Here is an 18,372-nt window from a genome sequence, read left to right as displayed (position 1 = left end):
AGAGATAAGTGTATTATGTGCAATTAAAAACAGTGAAAAGTAAGAGTTTTCTCTTCTAACTGTAGTTTGTACAACTAAAATTGCCCTAATGGGCGAGAATTCAGGTAATGAGGAATTTTAGTTGCACGAAATACAGCTAAACACACATTCGGCGTTATATCAGACGATTTAGTTGTACAGATTGCAATTAAGTCCACCCAAGGCACCTTAATCGGGCACAGCCAACCCTCAGCAAGAGCTGGGTTGAAGTAATTTAATTATATATACACAACACATATATAAGATCAACTTAGGTACGGAGCGTTGGATTTCCGGTGCATAGCAGCGAAGTGAAAGTTTGGAACTGTAGGAGCGTCAGCGTCCGCCTTTGTCTACGGATTTCAACCGCGTACAGCGGTATAAATTCAAGAAATCTGTAGACAACAGCGGCCGGAAGTCCAAACATTTCATGCAGCTGCGTCCAAGCACCGGATGTCTATACGCAAAGCTTGAAGTTGATCTTATAACCACCCTCCACATCGAAAGGAAGCTAAACCCCCATGCCAAAAGAAAAAATTGTACTCGCCTATTCCGGCGGGCTGGATACCTCAGTCATTCTGAAATGGCTGAAAGAAACGTATGATGCGGAGATTATTGCTTTTACAGCCGATATCGGTCAAAAAGAAGAACTGGACGGTCTGGAGGAAAAAGCACTCGCCACCGGCGCGTCCAAAGTCTACATCGATGATCTGCGCGACGAGTTCGCGAATGACTTCATCTACCCGATGTTCCAGGCGGGCGCACTCTATGAGGGACAATATCTGCTGGGCACCAGCATTGCCCGTCCGCTGATCGCCAAGCGCATGGTGGATATCGCCATCGCCGAAGGCGCAACAGCCATTGCCCATGGAGCTACAGGTAAAGGGAATGACCAGGTGCGCTTCGAACTGAACGCTGCTGCGTTATCGCCTAGCATTAAGGTTATTGCGCCTTGGCGTCTGGAAGAGTTCCGCAACCAGTTCCCGGGCCGTGCGGAGATGATCGCTTACGCCGAAGCTAATGGTATTCCGGTACAAGCCTCAGCAGCTAAGCCGTATTCGATGGACCGCAATCTGCTGCATATCAGCTATGAGAGCGGCGTGCTGGAAGATCCTTGGTTCGATCCAAGTGCACCGGAGAACAAGGAAATGTTCCTGCTCTCGAATGCGCCGGAGGATGCGCCGGACGAAGCCGAGTACCTTGAACTGGACTTCCTCAAGGGCGACTGCGTAGCGCTTAACGGTGAGGCGTTGTCCCCGCTGCAAGTCATGGAGAAACTCAATGAGCTGGGCGGCAAGCATGGGATTGGACGCGTGGATATGGTCGAGAACCGTTTTGTCGGCATGAAGAGCCGCGGCGTGTATGAGACTCCGGGTGGAACGATTCTGTTCACCGCTCACCGCAAAATGGAATCGATCACCATGGACCGTGAAGTGATGAACCTACGTGACAGCTTGATCACCCGTTACAGCACGCTGGTGTATAACGGCTTCTGGTTCGCACCGGAGCGGATTGCAATGCAGGCCCTGGTGAAGGAAAGCCAGAAGAATGTGACCGGTACGGTACGCGTGAAGCTCTACAAGGGCAACATCATCGGCGCCGGAGTGAAGAGTCCGGTCAGCCTGTACAACCCGGATATCGCCACTATGGAGGCAGATCCTACCCAGGCCTACGACCAGGGCGATGCGACCGGCTTCATCCGTCTGAATGCCCTGCGTCTGAAGGTATCGGCGGGCGTAGCAGAATCCAATAAATAAGTAGCAGCATATAAAAGCGGACACAAGAAGGCCGTTCCTCCCAACCGGACAGGGGCGGCCCTTCTAACGTCTATCGAGGAGGAACAACAGGTGAGCAAGCTGTGGGGCGGACGTTTTACCAAAGGAACGAACAAGCTGGTAGAGGAATATACGGCTTCTATCGAGTTCGATAAAGTGCTGGCGGAAGAGGATGTGCAGGGCAGTCTGGCCCATGTCACGATGCTGGGCAAATGCGGAATTCTGCCGCAGGAAGATGTGGAGACGATCAAGGCCGGGCTGAATAAGGTGCTGGACAAGGTGCGTGCGGGGGAGATTGTATTCTCGGTTGCCGATGAAGACATCCACATGAATATTGAAAAGAACCTGATCGAAGAGATCGGCCCGGTCGGCGGCAAGCTGCACACCGGCCGCAGCCGCAACGATCAGGTGGCGACAGATATGCACCTCTACCTGCGTAACCGCGTGGTGGAGCTGGTGGCGCTGCTGCATGAGCTGCAGGGTGCGCTGATCGGGCAGGCCAAGGATAACCTGGAGACCATCGTTCCAGGATACACACACCTGCAGCGGGCACAGCCGATTCTGTTCGCGCATCATCTGCTGGCCTATGTGTCGATGTTCCGCCGCGATGCGGAGCGCCTGACCGACAGCTACAAGCGGATTAACGTACTGCCGCTGGGTGCCGGGGCGCTGGCGGGAACCACGTTCCCGATTGACCGCCACTTCGTGGCTGAGCAGCTTGGCTTCGATAGCGTGTATGAGAACAGTCTGGATGCGGTCAGCGACCGCGACTTCATCGTGGAGTTCCTGGCGAATGCATCGCTCGTGATGACTCACCTGTCCCGGCTCAGCGAAGAGCTGGTACTCTGGAGCAGCACCGAATTCAGCTTCGTGGAGCTGGACGATGCCTTCTGCACCGGCAGCAGCATCATGCCGCAGAAGAAGAACCCGGATGTGCCGGAGCTGGTACGCGGCAAGACAGGCCGTGTCTACGGTAACCTGATCGGACTGCTGACCGTGCTGAAGTCGCTGCCGCTGGCCTATAACAAGGACATGCAGGAAGATAAAGAAGGCATGTTCGATACAGTAGCTACCCTTACAGGGGCCTTGCAGCTGTTCGCACCGATGATCTCCACCATGAAGGTGAACAAGGCGCGGATGCGTGAAGCGGTGAACACGGACTTCTCCAACGCGACCGATATCGCTGACTTCCTGGTGGGCAAAGGCCTGCCGTTCCGTCAGGCGCATGAGGTGATCGGCAAGACCGTCCTGTATTGTATCAACGAAGGCAAGTTCCTGCTGGATCTGACGCTGGACGAATTCAAGCAGTTCTCGCCGCTGTTCGACGATCAGATCTATGCGGTGCTCCAGCCGGAGGCCGTGGTGAACGCCCGTAATGTCTACGGCGGTACCGCCACGGTTCAGGTGCAGGCCGCCATCGGGCGGGCCGAAGCGGACCTGACGGCTGCGGGTGAATGGGTGAAGCAGCATGGTGGAGCCGTGTAACCTATATGCAGGTCGTCTGCATTGCCCGCTAGAGGCAGAGGATTACTGAAGGCATTAGAGACTGTCATTTGCAGCGGAAGCTGCAGAAGGGCAGTCTTTTTTAAAATATAGAATTTATATGTTTCGCGTGATTAATTATTTTTATATTTCTCGCTGAAGCGGTACCATCCTTTAAAAGGACGGCGAAGCCGTTTCCACTTGCAATACAGAGACAGGGGGGAAGGTATGGATTGGGAAGCCCATATTGAATGCTGGAGCCGTACTACGGTCAGGCTGCTGGAGGTTCAATTATTCGCTGCGCAAGCAGGAACGGTGCCTGAGCATGATGTGGCGGCTACGGGTTTTTTCCTGCTGACCGTGCAGGGCGAGGCGACTGTAAGTCTATCGGGGACGGTCTATTCCACCCGGTCTGCGCCTCTTCTGCATGGCGGCAAGGAAACGGAGTTCGGGCTGATGCCACTGGACAACGAGTTTGTCTGTTATTTCATTCGCTATCAAGCCGACAGCCTATTTCCAGAGGACCAGGAGAGCTTCAATATGCCGTATGCCTTCACTCCCTATACACTGCTGCCCTTGCAGGAGAAGTGCCAGGCAATGGATCGTCTGTGGCAGCATACCGCCCCGCTGGAGAAGCTGGAGGCACAGACGGTTTTTCATCAATTTGTATATGAGGTTATGCGGCAGATTCACTCCTCGGCTCAGGGGACCAGCAGACCGGGTGTAGTCACTGAAGCCATTCACTATATTCATGAGCATTACAGTGAGCCGATTACCGCAGAGGTATTAGCCGGAATGTGCAGCTGCAGTACGAGCTACTTGTTCCGCATGTTCAAGAGTCAGCTTGGGTTCGGTCCTATCGATTATCTGATCCATGTACGAATCCGCAGATCCAAGCAGCTGCTGCTGCAATCCAATGCCCGAATTCAGGAAATCGCAGGCAGTGTGGGTTATGCCGATGTCTATTATTTCAGCCGTTTGTTCAAAAAGCATACCGGCTGCTCGCCGCAGCGATTCCGGGAGAATAACAAGCATACCGTTCAGAATAATCCATTACATCTGCTGAAATCGTCTATTGTATCTGGTAAGCCTGTTTCTCATAATGATAATGAGAATTATTATCAGTTAAATGAGGAAGGGGACACATCGATGTTCAGATTTTCAAGACCGGCCTTAGGGGCTGCGCTGCTGTTATGTTCAGCCATATTTCTAAGTGCATGTCAGACAGGCAACAACACTGGAAAGGCAGCCTCTGAGCCTATTCCCACCAGTACGGCTGCAGACAGCGAGGCCGCAGATACACGTATTTACAAGCATTTGAAGGGGGAGACCGAGATTCCCGTGAAGCCTCAGCGGGTCGTCAGTCTTTTTCATCTGGGGGAATTGATGGCGCTTGGAGTGAAGCCGGTGGGAGCAACAACCTTCATTCTGAACAATCCGCTGTTAAGCGATGTGTCGGATATTGAAGATGTAGGTTCTACGCCTGATGCGGAGAAGATCCTGTCGCTTGCGCCTGATCTTATTATTACAACAGCCCCGTTCGCGGAGGTGGTCGAAGGAGGATACGAGGCGCTGAGCCAGATTGCACCAACCCTTGTAGTGGAGCAGTATAATGATCCGGTCAAGGATGTCGAAATGTTCGGGGATATTCTGGGCAAGCAGACGGAAGCGAAGCAGTGGAACAAGGATTTTGCAGCAAAAATAAAAGAGTCCAAAGAAAAAATCGCTCCCTACATCGAACCGGGCGAAACCTTCTCCATTCTAAATGTGCGTTCCGGTGCCGTCTTCATTTACGGGGATACCAATCTGGGCGGCAACATCGTGTATAAATATCTGGGCCTGAAGCCGACCGAAAAGGTGGAGAAAGAGGTCATTCACGGAGAGACCTGGGAGATCTCCAGCGAGGTCATTCCTGACTTCATCGGAGACCGGCTAATTCTCGCAGTGAATGAAGGGGCGGAGGCAGAGCTGAAGAAAGTGGATAAGCTCATTCAGAATTCACCGGCAGGGAAAGCGGGCAAAATCTACAATATTGACTTCAATCAATTCCTGTTCAGTGATCCGATTTCGGTAGAACAACAAATGGACATCATCGTTAACCTGCTGGCAGGGAGCAGTACGTAATTACGCGGATAACCATAAAAAAAGGGCGCTGGATGAATTGTCCAGATCCCTTTTTTTGAAAATATAATGCCCAGGGTTCATTCGATACCGCTTACAATATCACAAGCTCTACTTCCCCAGCGGCAGCCACTTCAGCACATTGCGGATCTTGGTATCCCAGTATCCCCACTCATGCTCGCCCGGCCCTTCCTCGTAGGTCAGAGACAGCTTGGTCTTGGAGCAGGCCTTACGGAAGACCTGATTATCCTCATACAGGAAATCCTCGGTTCCACAGCACTGATAGAGCAGCGGCTTTGGCCCTTTGGAGCGGTTCACTTCCTCTAGCAGCCATAGCAGATCTTCCGGAGAACCAGCAATGTCTTTGTCCCCAAAAATCTGCAAATAATCCTTGGTTCTCTGCGATGGATCTTCAAAGTTCAAGAAATTGTGTGCCATATCGAGTGCCCCGGACAGACTCGCTGCTGCGGCCCAGTCCTGCGGCTTGCGCAGTCCCAGCTTCATTGCCCCATAACCGCCCATCGACAATCCCGCCACGAAGTTATCCTCGCGCTTGGCCGACAAAGGGAAGAAGGAACGGGCAAGTGCCGGTAACTCCTCACTAATGAATGTCCAGTACTTACCGCCCGCCTCCATATCCGTGTAGAAGCTGCGGTGGACCTGCGGCATAACAACAGCGATGCCCAGTTCTGCTACATAACGCTCAATCGAGGTCCGGCGCAGCCAGATCGAATCATCGTCAGACAGGCCGTGCAGCAGGTACAGGGTGGGGTGTAAGGTCCCTTTGGAGACATTACTCATTCCGATCTGCGTAGTGGTCTGCTGCGGCAGAATGACAGTCATCGAAGTACTGAGCCCCAGCACCTCCGAATAAAATTTACATTCAATCAAAGCCATTTGCGTATCCCCTTTCTGCCCACATGATAGCACAGCCCCTACCTGATATAAACTGTAGATTTCTCCAGATTTATTGTCCGCAAGCATTGCTGCTGCCGGAGGAGAAAGAATATAATGGAAGTAGGTAGAAAGATTCATATAAACATGCAAGGACACAGGACTGAAGACATGGATGTGCTCCGGCCAGCGGGTAAGAGAAGCCATTATTCTGCTGCGCGGGAACTATCTATAATGGAATCTAATAGAGTATAGGGAGCGAACACAATGTCCTGGAAAGACCCATGGAACCGCAGCCGCGAGCGGGGCAAGGAAGCGGGCTTCACCTTAATCGAGGTGCTGGCCGCCATCGTCATTTTGTCGATAGTTTCCCTGGTGCTGACCTCCTATTTCACCAACGCCATGACCTATTCCAAGTCGAACCAGAATAAGACGATCATGGTCAATCTGGCGCGGAACGCTTTGTTTTATATGGAGAAGCAGGATTTTGACAAAACCGTAGAGTTCTTCAGAGATAAGACAGATAGGCTTTCTGCAGATGTTTGCAAGATTGGGGGCTGTGGTGACGCCATCAGTGATGAAGGAGCTGCCTACCGGAAGGCGTTTAACACGGAAACCCTATCTCATGTACTGCACCCCATAGTTAACGGGATGGAGTACAGTATAGATGTTATTTATCAAAAGGAGTTAGATGACGCTTATCAAAAATATCTGCTCCCGGTCAAAGTCGTGGTTACCAGTGCTTCCGTGGGCAGCCCATCGGCACCAGTAGAGGTGGAGGGATATATCAGCAATGAAGAGATTCGCTAATGCAACTGAGCGCGAGAATGGTTTTACTCTGATTGAACTGATCGCTGCCATCAGTCTATTTGCCATTGTGGCGGGAATCATTGGCTCCGTGACTATGTTTGGTTTCCGAAGCTATCATAAAATCACAATGGAAAATAAATTACGCGATGAAGCCGATCTTGTGATGTCTTCAATTATCACACAGCTATATACCTATGGACCTGAGGAAATTCAGAGTACGAATTCAGGAATTATGCTATTGAGATCTGATAGTGATCCGCTGCGTATACAGGTTGACGGCGATGATATTCAAATCGGGGACTCAAGGATTGGTCCGGGAAGCACATCGGCACTTCATTTGGATTCAGCATTAGCGGGATCTACCATAGCAGTAACCAAGGTTGATGAGAATAGATCCAATCTTAACGCATTATATGAATTCGGACTGGTGCGAATCCAGCTTAAGTTAAATTACAAAGGTGGAGCATCAGAGGAGGACGAGCTACATGTGGATAGCCAATTCGGCTTCTAAAGGTAAAGATAAGCTTCTTAAGCTGAAGGCTCTCTCACGGTTGGGAGGGAATAGAGCCAAGGGGCAACAGTTTCGTTCCGAGAATGGCTCCGCTCTGGTTCTGGTTATGTTCATCGTTCTGTTGCTTACGATTCTTGGCATGGGGATACTCAGTGCAACTGTCGGTGGAGCGGTGCGGACAGAGACTAGGGAGAATGATGTGCAAAGTCTTCACTTGGCGCAAAAGGGTCTGGATGAGTCCACGGCGTATATCCAAGCCAGTCTATCTCAAATAAGTGATATTAATCCGGATAAGCTAGAGGATGTGCTGAGCCGTTTAGATAAGCAAGGACTCAATGTATCCACAAAACTTGGTGTTGGCAGCAGTGGTATGATTGATTACATCAAATATAAAGACAAAAAATCCGATGACATTATGCAGCTAAGACAATATTATATTGATGTAGAGGCTTCAGCACTGGTAAATGGAGTGCAACGTACACTGCAGCAGAGAATTACGATCGACACCTACCCCGATTTTCTGAAATATGCCTTTGGTTCTGAGCAGAACGTCTATCTGAATGGAGCTCCAGTGCTGAAAGGTAATATTTACGCAGGTAAGAAGCTGGTTATCTCTAACAGGGCAGAATATAAGTATCTGGGAGATTCCGATTTAAAAAAATCAACAATGTTTCCACAGATACAGCCTAATGGAATAGATGCTGCGAATCTGGGAGAGGTATTTGTGCAGTCCCTTAAGGACATTGAATACCATGTGTTTGATCCCTCAGGAAACGGAGGAGAGGCCAAGATATTAGCTGACAGCTCCGATATGAAACAAACCGTTAAGGATATTATGGGGATTAGTTTGGACAAGATTAAAATTAAAGAGCAGAAAAAGTTTGTACAAATCAATGTAGAGGAGTCCTTTATTGATAAGCTGGTTGAAGCCACTTCTCCTTCAAATGACAATGCAGCTGAGGCATTGAGGGGACGGCTTAGCCAAAAAAGTCCAAGCGAGCTAGCTGAGTGGCTCCAGACAGGGAGTCTTATTAATGCCAAGACAGTTACTCCTCCTCCCGAGAAACCTGCACAGAATGAGGAAGAGAGTGATCAAGATTATCTGGCTAGGCTTGAACAGTATGACAATGAGCTTCTAGCGTATCACCATTTCTTCATGGACTTAAATCAATCCTACCGGGTTGGAGGTAATCTCACTATTGAGGGAAATGACTTCTACGGCCTGACTTTTAAAGAGACAGCTAAAAGGGGGGCCGTTCCCAAATGGATTGTGGTAGACGGCAACTTGAATATTATAAATAATAAATCAGGTTCTATCCCCATAAAAGCAAACATTCTAGTCACGGGTGATGTAAAGATTAAAGGCAACGTGTCCTTCGATTCTACGATGTTTGTACTGGGACGTACTACAGTAGAGGATGCTGTAATTAGCGGCTTGGGAACGGGTACTGATAAAAAGGAATTAGTGCTGATCTCCAAGGGGCCGGTGCTGGTAAACCGGATTGATGCCTTTTCCAATGCAGATCCAGATGAAATGAATGCATTCTTTTATACGGATGCTGACGCGAAGCTTTATGGGGTGGGTTCAATATTCTGGCTGAAGGGCGGATTTTTCTCAAAAGGCGATTTGACAGTAAATGCGGTGCTGGGCAATACATCTGAACCGTCTGACGCAGTACTTCCAAGCCAGTTGATCTTCTCGGAACCGCAAGTTACAGAGCCGAGAGCAAGGGAGCGTTTCCGGGTAATTTACAATCACAGGGTTTACACCGATCAGCAATCCAGTCTGCCTCGGGTTCGCAAAGTGAATATAGCTGTCAGTCCTATGAGGCTGGTTAGTATACCTCCCAGATCTTCTCATACTGATACAACAGAGTAATTAAGAGAATGAGCATGATGTAGCAGAAATAAGACCTTCTCGTACGTTCCGTAGATACCGGAGCGGAGGAAGGTCTTTTATTTCAAATAAGAGTTCTATCCCAAGGAATTAGTAGAGGTCTCCCTCATTGAGGTTCGCTTCATGTTTTTTAACAATTACTTCGATATTTGCCGTAACCTTAGTTGCTCCAGGAGGTGCGTAGGTGACTGTCACCGTTACAGTACCTTTCTTGTTCCCTGTAATTGCTCCTGTATTCATGTTGGCAAACGAGGCAATAGCCGGGTCACTGCTGGTCCAGGTTAAGTCATTCAGAATGGATGCCAAGGAAAAGGTGCGTGGTATTGTCCATAGCAGATCCGCAAGGTTAAAGGCAGGATCGCCGACATAAATAGTATGGCTGAACTGGCTGAACTCCAGGCTGGTAAGACCAGTAATATTTACAGCATAAGGAAGACTGGAAATCCCGCTAGTTTTGTCTTGTACTACGACCTGTATCGTATGGTTGGGAACATCTTTTGCTACCAGTTGACATTGGTTCGTTCCGGGAATGGGTTTCAACTCAGCATATTGGCTATCGTTCGGATGGAAGAAGCCCCACTCCAAGGATGTTTCGTCTGCATGTACTGGTGTGAGAATTGCCGTCAGAGTAAGAGAACCCTTCGTTGGGATGGAGTTCCCGTTGCCCGAAATTGTCAGTGTCTCAAGTGGAGTCTTCACAGTTATGATTTTGCTGGCGGAAATATGATCAGCCTTGTCGCTGGAGACATAGACCTGAACCTTATATTTTCCGGATGCAGGTGCATTGAATGTGGCGTTCTCAGCGGTAGCCTGGATATAGCTGCTTACATCTTTGCCGTTTACATCAAAAACCTTCCAGCTATAGGTGATGTTCTTCTCCAGAATTGTATTATAAATGGCCATAAGTCCTACATTAGTATTAGGTTTGACCGGACTATCTCCGCCATCAATTCTCAGGCTGCGATCCTTGACGGTGATGACAGCACTACCTATCACTCCGCTTCCGTCTGTCGCTGCGGCTGTTATTTCAACAGAACCGGTTCTATTGCCGATAACATCTCCACTTATGGGGTCAATGGACACGATTGACGGATCGGCTGAGCTCCAGCTTAATATCTTATTGGTCGCATCCGCTGGTGAAATTTCTGTAGGAACAATCCTTAAGGGTTTATCACTCAGTAGGATATCTGTTGGTGGAAGCGTGATTTTCTCAACCCGGATTGCTGCATGCAGTTTTAACTCCGGTGAAAATACAGCCGAGCCTGGGACAAGGACCTCATTAACCGGAATGGTTCCGCTGAAGGGGGAGTAGAATAAAGTTGTCATCTTCGTAACGGAACCGGCGATAACCTGTCCAGTAAGCTCGCCATTATCAAAACTGACAGTTGCATTCGGAGCCAAGAATGTTCCTCTCAGAGTGTAGTGCAGTTCCAATGATTTAGCACTTGGGAAGTTGTACATAACATGGGCGGCATCGACTCCGCTGAGATTAGTGTTGAGTGCCATTTTTACAGTATCACTGTCTGAGCCAGTGTTAACTAAGACGGTAGAGCCTGATGGGACCGATATATTTAAGCTGGTTGCAGAAGCAACCATAGCAGCCGGAACGGTAAATACAAATAGTTTGGCATCACCCGTACCCGTTAGTTTAATTGTGCCATACGCGGATTCTACTGATCCATTATTAGTCAGTGTACTAAGTCGGACTGACAGACTCGTCATCCGGTCCCGAAGTGAAGTAAAGTCAATAGGTGATCCCTTCACAACCTTTCCTCTGATAGACTGCGTGTCTGCAGCACCGCTGTAATAGTAAGTACCACCATATACTGCATTACCGTTGATAGTGATATTGTTGTTGTAGTATAGACTCCCACCTACTACTAGAGCATTTTGGGAATAATCACCGTTAGCGTTATTTCCGTAAATAGTGGCACCCCCGCTAATGTTGCGGAAGTCGACATCGCCACTTACAGCCACCCGCCCTTTAATAGAGAGATTATTGATTGTAGCCGCTGTTTGATTATTGATAACAATTAGGTTGTAATCCAGTCCGGCTCCAAGAAGCGGCCCGTTAGCTGCTGCGTGAATTTCATCATATTGTAGAGAAGCTGAGTTCAATGTGAAGTCCCCGCCTTTTTGCGGTGATACGGTAATGGAGAAAGTAACCTCCTGACCTGGATCGGGAATAAATGTCTTCACACCATTTGCTCCAGTCTGGAGCGTGTAACGAATATCATTTAATTTTTTGGTAATGCTATAGCCCGATTCTACCGTTCCTGTTTGGTTGATGGGTGAGGAGGACTCGACAATTTCCAGACCGGATGGAAGATTGCTTTTAAAGGTGATATTAGAAATAATCTGGCTGTCGCCGACATTTGCCGTAATCTGTGCTTGGGAGAATGGAATCGGTTTTGGAATAATTGTATAGGTTACAGCAACGCTTTCTCCCCGTACAACATGACCATCGACAATGCTATTGGGCAAGGATTGTGTAGCGGTCAGACTAGAGGTGGCTGGTTTGATCGTTACGTTAACCGTTTTGGTTGCCAGCGCACCATGACTGTCCCAGGCTTTAATTTCAATTTGTAGATTTCCTCCATTCGGAAGCGGATTCGTAAAGGAGCGGCTGATGGTCAGTCCAGACTGAAGGTTCAAGTCAGTTACCCCAATATTATCTATATAGTTCCCTTCCGTTTTAAAGCGAATGGAGGTTTTCAGGTTGCGGTCATTCAGATCAAAATCTCTTGCACTGTAATCTACCAGTAGTTCATTTGCATAGGATGGGATGACACTGCCTTCAGCAGGAGAATTTACCGTAATCTCAGGAGCGTGGTTGGCGCCGGCAAAAGCCCTGTACATGGTATTGACGAAAAGCCTCTGTTCCCAGTCCGGGAATTTGATATTACTATTGATATCTCCTTTTTTGCTATGTCCTGTGCCGGAGAATGTAATGCTGCCTACTGAGTAAGTGTAGAAGTGGTTATAGCTGTCGTCCACATCCCGCTGAATTTTTCCAGACTCACTCTTAATGTTATACCAAGGCACTACATCGGCACGTTCCAGATCCAGCATGAAGAATTGATCATGCGTCTCGGCAACAGGGTAGTAAGTATTGTTCGCAGTATTAAGGTTAAAAGGATATTCCGTCAGTAAGCCGTTATTGACTGGAACAACCTTGGAGGATGTATTTACTGCATTTCCTCCCAGATAAGTTCTTATAGTCTGGCCAACGGGCGCCCGGAAATAATCACCCCAGAAATTTGAATCGTTTGGATCATCAATAAAAATCGTATCATGGGTAAGCATGATGCTTTGTTTTGTCGTATTAGCGAAATCATAGACGGCTTGGGCAGCCTCTTTTGAAAGCATTGGATTGGTTACCCGGTCATACATATCCTGAAAACCGAAGACGATCATATCATACACACCGTTAAGACCACGCTGTGGATCTTTGGCATGCTCAATAATATACGAATTAAACTTGTCGATGTTCATCGTAGAAATAGAAAGCTGATATTTGCTGTTATTCAAGTAATCCTGATTCATGTTCAGACTATTACGGAGCGAGCTATCAGAACGGCCTGAGGGCATAACCTGAAGAACATTGATGATAGGCTTAACACCCGTAAAGCGGATGATGTCTCTGTCAAAGGTTTTAAGGTTAGTAGAGGTATCGGTGACCTCCAGCTTCCAGTAAAGTAGTCCGGTATAAGTATCTGGTAATGTGTAGTGAAGTGTCCCTTCAGTTGAATTCAGCTCAAGGGAGGCGACCACATGCTCTTCGGTCATAGGAATTGAAGAATCCATATTCATATATAATCTTACCCTTACAGGGGTGGTAGCAATATTAGGGACATTATCCAGCTTAATTCCGAATGTCAGGGTATCCCCTGGTCCATAAGTTTCATTAGGATTAGCCAAGTAACTCTTAATCTTTGATTTATTGGAAATGATAAGCAGCGGACGCCGAATTAGGCCGGTTATTGTTGGTGCAGTGCGGGTCTTAATTCCTGTTATCAGGCTGCTGCGGGTGGCATCCGTGAGAAATATGACATTGCTCTTTGCGCCCATAGAGGAACGGTAGATATTAAAAGAAGCATAGAGGTTCCCTTGAAGATTCTTATCTTTATCCTGAGTTGCAAAGGTATCCTCTTGAAAGTATACATAAAGTCCTTTATTGATATAGTACTCGATAATTTCTTGTGCCTTCAGACCCGTGATATCATTCTGGACAGCAAGCGTATTATGGGCTTTGTCCCGGTCGGTATCTTTGGTATTCACAGTGCTTGTAACCAATTGCTTATTGAAGCTTCCGCGGCCTATGTAAATTGCATCGTACTTTCCATCCCAGTCCTCACGCAGCGACACGAATCTTTTCATGGTCATAGTCTCTACGCTGACATTAGAAATTTTCTTGAGTTCTTCCAGCTCACTGCCGCCTGAACTTAGACTGCTACTGGTTGGATCAGTGACCTCAAGAATGCGTATCGGATAGTTATTATTGGAGGCCTCCACATCCGGACTAAACATCTGAACTAGTAAAACTAGCATTACCATTAATGCAATAGCACCAGAAATAAAGACCAACTTTCTCCGTCTAAACATTTCCTTCATCAACAATTCCTCCGTTTATCGAAAAAATAGAATGAATAGTTTGTTTCATATGGCGAAATTGCATTTTTTTCCTAAAATTATTGTAAGATCACCTATAATATGCTATATATCATTCTAGGATAATTTTCACAGATAGGCAATGATGGAATGTGTAAATATACCTCGAAATTTGAGTCTTTAGAATTATATTTTTAAAATTATTTATCTAAAAATTTATTTTTAAAATTTGAAATAGGTATTTTGATGCAGATACGAACCGATGATCTACATAATCCACATGGCATGGAGATGAGCTGCGGTTGGCAATCATAAAAAAGAGATTGGGAGATTTGCTGGTAGAGAACGGAATTATATCAGAGGAACAACTTCAGGAGGCGTTGGTAGACCAGCGTAAGACCAAACGCAAATTAGGTGACCTGCTGATTTCGCAAGGGTACATTACAGAGCAGCAATTAATTGAGGTATTGGAATTCCAGTTGGGTATCCCTCATGTCAGTTTGCATAAATACCATATTGACCCGGCGATTACACAGATTATTCCGGAAAGTATGGCCAAGCGATATCAGGTTCTCCCTTTCTTGAAAGAGGGGGGAAAGCTGATGGTGGCGATGGCAGATCCGCTGGATTATTTCGCAATTGAAGATTTGCGGATGAGTACGGGTTTCCGGATTGAACCGGCTATTTCTACCAGAGACGAATTGCAGCGTGCTATTGCAAGACACTATGGTATGCGCGACTCTATGAACCAGATGCTGATCGAGCTGCCGACACAGGAAGAGATTACAGAGACAGAAATTACTGACGAGGATTCGCCCATTGTCCGGCTTGTTAATCAGATGATTCAACAGGCGGTTCAATTGCGGGCATCCGATATACATGTCGATCCCGGCGAGAATAACCTGCTCATCCGCTACCGGATTGATGGAACGCTTCGTACTGAGCGGCTGATTCCCAAGCAGATGCAGGGATTTATTACAGCCCGACTCAAAATCATGGCGCGGCTGAATATAGCGGAACGTCGCCTGCCCCAAGATGGCCGGATCAAAATGCAATTCGACTACAAGATGATTGACATCCGTGTGTCGTCATTGCCAACGATGCACGGGGAGAAAATTGTACTGCGGCTGCTGGATCTCAGTACCGGTATCAAGGCAGTGGATACGCTGGGATTCAGTGAAGGCAATGCGTCGTCGTTTAAGGAAATGATTGGCCGTCCTTATGGCATCATGCTCATTACAGGGCCTACAGGCAGCGGAAAGACTACGACATTGTATTCGGCGCTCAGCCAATTGAATCAGGAGACTGTTAACATTATCACGGTTGAAGATCCTGTGGAGTACCAGCTTGAAGGGATTAACCAGGTGCATGTTAATCCGGCCATTGGCCTTACATTCGCAGCAGGATTACGCTCTATACTTCGTCAAGACCCCAATATTGTCATGGTAGGTGAGATCCGGGATACCGAAACAGCTGAAATTGCCGTCCGGGCTTCACTGACAGGACACTTGGTACTTTCAACACTACATACTAACGATGCTGTAAGCAGCATATCCCGACTTCGCGATATGGGTGTCGAGCCCTATCTGATTGCTTCGTCATTGATCGGTGTCGTTGCCCAGCGGCTGGTGCGCAAAATTTGCACAGACTGTAAGGAGACCTATAAGCCTTCCCAGCAGGAAGCGATTATGCTTGAGCGTTACGGACTTCGGACGGATATCCTTCACCGGGGAAGCGGCTGTGGAAGCTGCAACTCTACCGGCTATCGGGGCAGGCTTGCCATTCATGAAGTTTTGACTATCGATGATCATATGCGGCAATTGGTTACCGACTCCGCTTCCGTAGAAGAGCTGCGCTCTGCTGCCAAAGTAGGCGGCCTTGTCCAACTGATGGAAGATGGTCTGCTTAAAGTATCGCAAGGGATGACCACTCTGCAGGAAGTGCTGCGGGAGACAGTATCCCATTAATGATTAGGGGGAGACATATTGCCAGTTTCAACTAGAACGATTATACAGCTTCTGCACTTGGCTCACTCCTCCAGGGCGTCTGATTTGCATATCTCCGTGGGCTCACCTCCCGTGCTGCGGATTGACGGTCGACTTGAGAATGTGGAGGGAGCATTCATTGGTCCTGGTGAGGCTGAACAGATGGCCCTTGACCTGCTTGGTCCCGAGAGAGAATCTGAATTCCGGGTGGCGGGTGAGTATGATTTCTCTTACCCGCTGGAAGGCGGAGTCCGGTTCCGCGTGAACGTATATCGGCAGCGAGGGGGAATCAGTATTGCTGCCCGGAGTATTCCGGCTGACATTCCGACCCTGGAGAAGCTGGCGCTTCCGCCGATACTTTCATCACTGGCGCTGAAGCCGCAGGGGCTGATTCTGGTAACAGGTCCGACAGGGAGCGGCAAGTCATCCACATTAGCGGCAATGATCCATCATATTAACAGCCGTGAACGGAAACATATTGTTACGCTGGAAGATCCGATTGAATTTTTACATAGCCATGGGACTTGCATTATCGATCAGAGAGAGATTGGAAGCGATACGGCCAGCTTTCCAACTGGCCTTAGGGCGGTACTCCGGCAAGATCCCGATGTCATACTTCTTGGAGAAATGCGCGACTTGGAGACGATATCAGCAGCGGTAACCGCAGCTGAAACCGGCCACCTGGTCATGGCAACCCTGCACACCTCAGATGCACCACAGACAATTGACCGGATTATCGATGCCTTTCCCGGACATCAGCAGAACCAAATCCGCTTGCAACTGGCTTCTGTATTGCTGGCAGTAATCTCACAGCGCTTGTTCCCCCGCTCTCAAGGTCAGGGGCGAATCAGTGTAACTGAGATTCTGATTAATACGCCCGCAGTCGGGAATATGATACGGAGCGAGAAGACACATCAGATCAAGAATATCATGCAGACGGGTAAGGCCCAGGGGATGCATACGCTGGAGATGAACATCCGTGAATGTCTGGCTAGAGGGCTAATTGACACATCGGCAGCTAAAACCTATCTTGCGGGGGTGAATTCCGATGCCTCAATTTGAATATCAGGTTAAGACTCCGGCGGGCAAACAGCTCAAAGGTAAGCTTACGGCACAAGATAAGTCCATTGCCATGGAGGAACTCCGCAAGCGGGGACTTACTGTTTTCTCACTGAATGAGCAGAAAAACTCTATCCTGTCGATGGAGATTTATATCGGTAATCCGGTGAAAACCATTCATTTCATTATTTACTGCCGCCAGTTCGCTACGTTAATCCGTGCAGGTGTGTCTATCGTAGATGCGACCCGAATCCTGGCGGAGCAGACAGACAGCAAGCCGCTGGCTAAAGCGCTGCAGGACGTCAGTTCGAGCCTTTTGCGGGGAATAGCTTTCTCGCAAGCCATACAGGATCACAAAAAGATATTCCCGCATTTGTTCGTGAGTATGGTACGGGCGGGTGAGGAAACCGGGGATCTTGAAGGAACGCTGGAACGGCTGGCGATGTATTTTGAGAAACAGCATACGACCACTGAGAAAATCAAATCTGCGCTCATGTATCCGATCACCGTTGGTGTTATGGCGGTGGCGGCTGTTATCTATCTGCTGTGGGCTATCGTTCCGCAGTTCGTAACCATGTTTGAGTCGATGAATGCAGAGCTTCCGGCTATTACCAAGATGGTACTTGTGCTTAGCAAGAGTATACAAGGGCAATGGTATTTTTGGCTGATCGGTCTGATTGTGATCATAGTAGCCTTTCAAATAACGAAGCGTACAGAGAAGGGGGCCTACGCATTGGATTATGCCAAGCTGAAGGTGCCTGTGTTCGGGAAGCTTAATCAGAAGGGCTCTATTGCGCAGTTCACCAGAACCTTCTCCTCGCTGTATGCCAGTTCAGTGCCGATCCTGCAATCGCTGGCGATTGTTGAAGAAATTGCGGGCAACAAGGTGATTGGAAAGTACATACGCAGCGCAGGGGACTCACTCAGACAAGGAAAGCCTCTGTCAGAACCTTTGAAAAAAGCCTGGGTCTTTCCGCCGCTGGTCACACAGATGATCGCCATAGGTGAAGAGACGGGTGCGCTCGACCAGATGTTGTCCAAAATAGCAGATTTCTATGAGATGGATGTGGAAAACACTGTTGACCGGCTGAAGTCTTTGCTTGAGCCGTTATTGATAGCTTTCCTGGCGGGAGTAGTCGGTGTGATCGTAGCGGCCATTATGCTGCCAATGTTCAGTATCTATAGCAATATGTGATGAGACATCTTTGA

At 48.3% G+C, this 18,372-nt stretch carries 11 protein-coding genes; 9 read left to right on the top strand and 2 right to left on the bottom strand.

The genetic code is table 11. The annotated features are described in order from the left end of the window. Positions 1-539 precede the first annotated feature (539 nt). The 3 genes from J2Z70_RS00415 to J2Z70_RS00405 all read left to right on the top strand — a co-directional run bounded on the left by J2Z70_RS00415 (position 540) and on the right by J2Z70_RS00405 (position 5,399). Complete coding sequence (locus J2Z70_RS00415) at positions 540-1,775, top strand: argininosuccinate synthase (RefSeq protein ID WP_209868392.1); 1,236 nt, start codon at positions 540-542, stop codon at positions 1,773-1,775. A 90-nt stretch (positions 1,776-1,865) separates the two neighbouring features. Further along, the gene (gene argH / locus J2Z70_RS00410) at positions 1,866-3,278 is read left to right on the top strand and encodes an argininosuccinate lyase (protein ID WP_209868390.1); all 1,413 of its coding nucleotides are present in this window, start codon (positions 1,866-1,868) and stop codon (positions 3,276-3,278) included. Between the two features lie 225 nt (positions 3,279-3,503). Then, a complete protein-coding gene (locus tag J2Z70_RS00405; protein ID WP_209868388.1) occupies positions 3,504-5,399 on the top strand; it encodes an AraC family transcriptional regulator in 1,896 nt (631 codons plus the stop codon). A 108-nt stretch (positions 5,400-5,507) separates the two neighbouring features. Here J2Z70_RS00405 and J2Z70_RS00400 read toward each other — a convergent pair whose 3' ends face one another. Continuing rightward, complete coding sequence (locus J2Z70_RS00400) at positions 5,508-6,293, bottom strand: alpha/beta hydrolase (RefSeq protein WP_209868386.1); 786 nt, start codon at positions 6,291-6,293, stop codon at positions 5,508-5,510. 264 nt (positions 6,294-6,557) lie between these two features. Here J2Z70_RS00400 and J2Z70_RS00395 point away from each other — a divergent pair, with 264 nt between their 5' ends. The 3 genes from J2Z70_RS00395 to J2Z70_RS00385 are packed head-to-tail and all read left to right on the top strand — an operon-like array spanning position 6,558 to position 9,490. Beyond that, positions 6,558-7,100: a type IV pilus modification PilV family protein gene (locus tag J2Z70_RS00395; RefSeq protein ID WP_209868384.1), complete on the top strand. Its 543-nt coding sequence runs from the start codon at positions 6,558-6,560 to the stop codon at positions 7,098-7,100. Next, a complete protein-coding gene (locus tag J2Z70_RS00390) occupies positions 7,084-7,611 on the top strand; it encodes a PulJ/GspJ family protein (RefSeq protein ID WP_209868383.1) in 528 nt (175 codons plus the stop codon). Before J2Z70_RS00395 ends, J2Z70_RS00390 begins: the two co-directional genes overlap by 17 nt. Further along, entirely contained in the window at positions 7,586-9,490 is a 1,905-nt protein-coding gene (locus J2Z70_RS00385; protein ID WP_209868381.1) for a hypothetical protein, read from the top strand. The genes J2Z70_RS00390 and J2Z70_RS00385 overlap by 26 nt, the downstream gene beginning before the upstream one ends. A gap of 108 nt (positions 9,491-9,598) precedes the next feature. On the opposite strand, the gene J2Z70_RS00380 is transcribed toward J2Z70_RS00385, so the two are convergent. After that, entirely contained in the window at positions 9,599-14,122 is a 4,524-nt protein-coding gene (locus tag J2Z70_RS00380) for a choice-of-anchor A family protein (RefSeq protein ID WP_209868379.1), read from the bottom strand. A 299-nt stretch (positions 14,123-14,421) separates the two neighbouring features. On the opposite strand from J2Z70_RS00380, the gene J2Z70_RS00375 reads away from it, so the two are divergent. From J2Z70_RS00375 to J2Z70_RS00365, 3 genes are read left to right on the top strand one after another with little or no spacing between them, the layout of a single operon-like run. Continuing rightward, entirely contained in the window at positions 14,422-16,086 is a 1,665-nt protein-coding gene (locus J2Z70_RS00375; protein ID WP_209868377.1) for a GspE/PulE family protein, read from the top strand. A gap of 18 nt (positions 16,087-16,104) precedes the next feature. Continuing rightward, positions 16,105-17,166, top strand: a complete 1,062-nt coding sequence (locus J2Z70_RS00370) for a type IV pilus twitching motility protein PilT (RefSeq protein ID WP_245367887.1) — start codon at positions 16,105-16,107, stop codon at positions 17,164-17,166. Further along, entirely contained in the window at positions 17,153-18,358 is a 1,206-nt protein-coding gene (locus tag J2Z70_RS00365; protein WP_209868376.1) for a type II secretion system F family protein, read from the top strand. The genes J2Z70_RS00370 and J2Z70_RS00365 overlap by 14 nt, the downstream gene beginning before the upstream one ends. Positions 18,359-18,372 lie beyond the last annotated feature (14 nt).

This window comes from Paenibacillus silagei (genome assembly GCF_017874735.1).
GTDB classification, from domain to species: domain Bacteria; phylum Bacillota; class Bacilli; order Paenibacillales; family Paenibacillaceae; genus Paenibacillus_AQ; species Paenibacillus_AQ silagei.
The sequence above is the reverse complement of the archived record's forward strand: the minus strand, read 5'-3'. Positions and strand labels throughout refer to the sequence as shown.

What these genes read in the sequence shown, in the direction of transcription:
- J2Z70_RS00395 (WP_209868384.1), top strand. Translation starts at nt 6,558, where the DNA reads ATGTCCTGGAAAGACCCATGGAACCGCAGCCGCGAGCGGGGCAAGGAA.
- J2Z70_RS00390 (WP_209868383.1), top strand. Translation starts at nt 7,084, where the DNA reads ATGAAGAGATTCGCTAATGCAACTGAGCGCGAGAATGGTTTTACTCTG.
- J2Z70_RS00365 (WP_209868376.1), top strand. Translation starts at nt 17,153, where the DNA reads ATGCCTCAATTTGAATATCAGGTTAAGACTCCGGCGGGCAAACAGCTC.
- J2Z70_RS00400 (WP_209868386.1), bottom strand. Translation starts at nt 6,293, where the DNA reads ATGGCTTTGATTGAATGTAAATTTTATTCGGAGGTGCTGGGGCTCAGT.
- J2Z70_RS00415 (WP_209868392.1), top strand. Translation starts at nt 540, where the DNA reads ATGCCAAAAGAAAAAATTGTACTCGCCTATTCCGGCGGGCTGGATACC.
- J2Z70_RS00385 (WP_209868381.1), top strand. Translation starts at nt 7,586, where the DNA reads ATGTGGATAGCCAATTCGGCTTCTAAAGGTAAAGATAAGCTTCTTAAG.
- J2Z70_RS00405 (WP_209868388.1), top strand. Translation starts at nt 3,504, where the DNA reads ATGGATTGGGAAGCCCATATTGAATGCTGGAGCCGTACTACGGTCAGG.
- J2Z70_RS00380 (WP_209868379.1), bottom strand. Translation starts at nt 14,122, where the DNA reads ATGAAGGAAATGTTTAGACGGAGAAAGTTGGTCTTTATTTCTGGTGCT.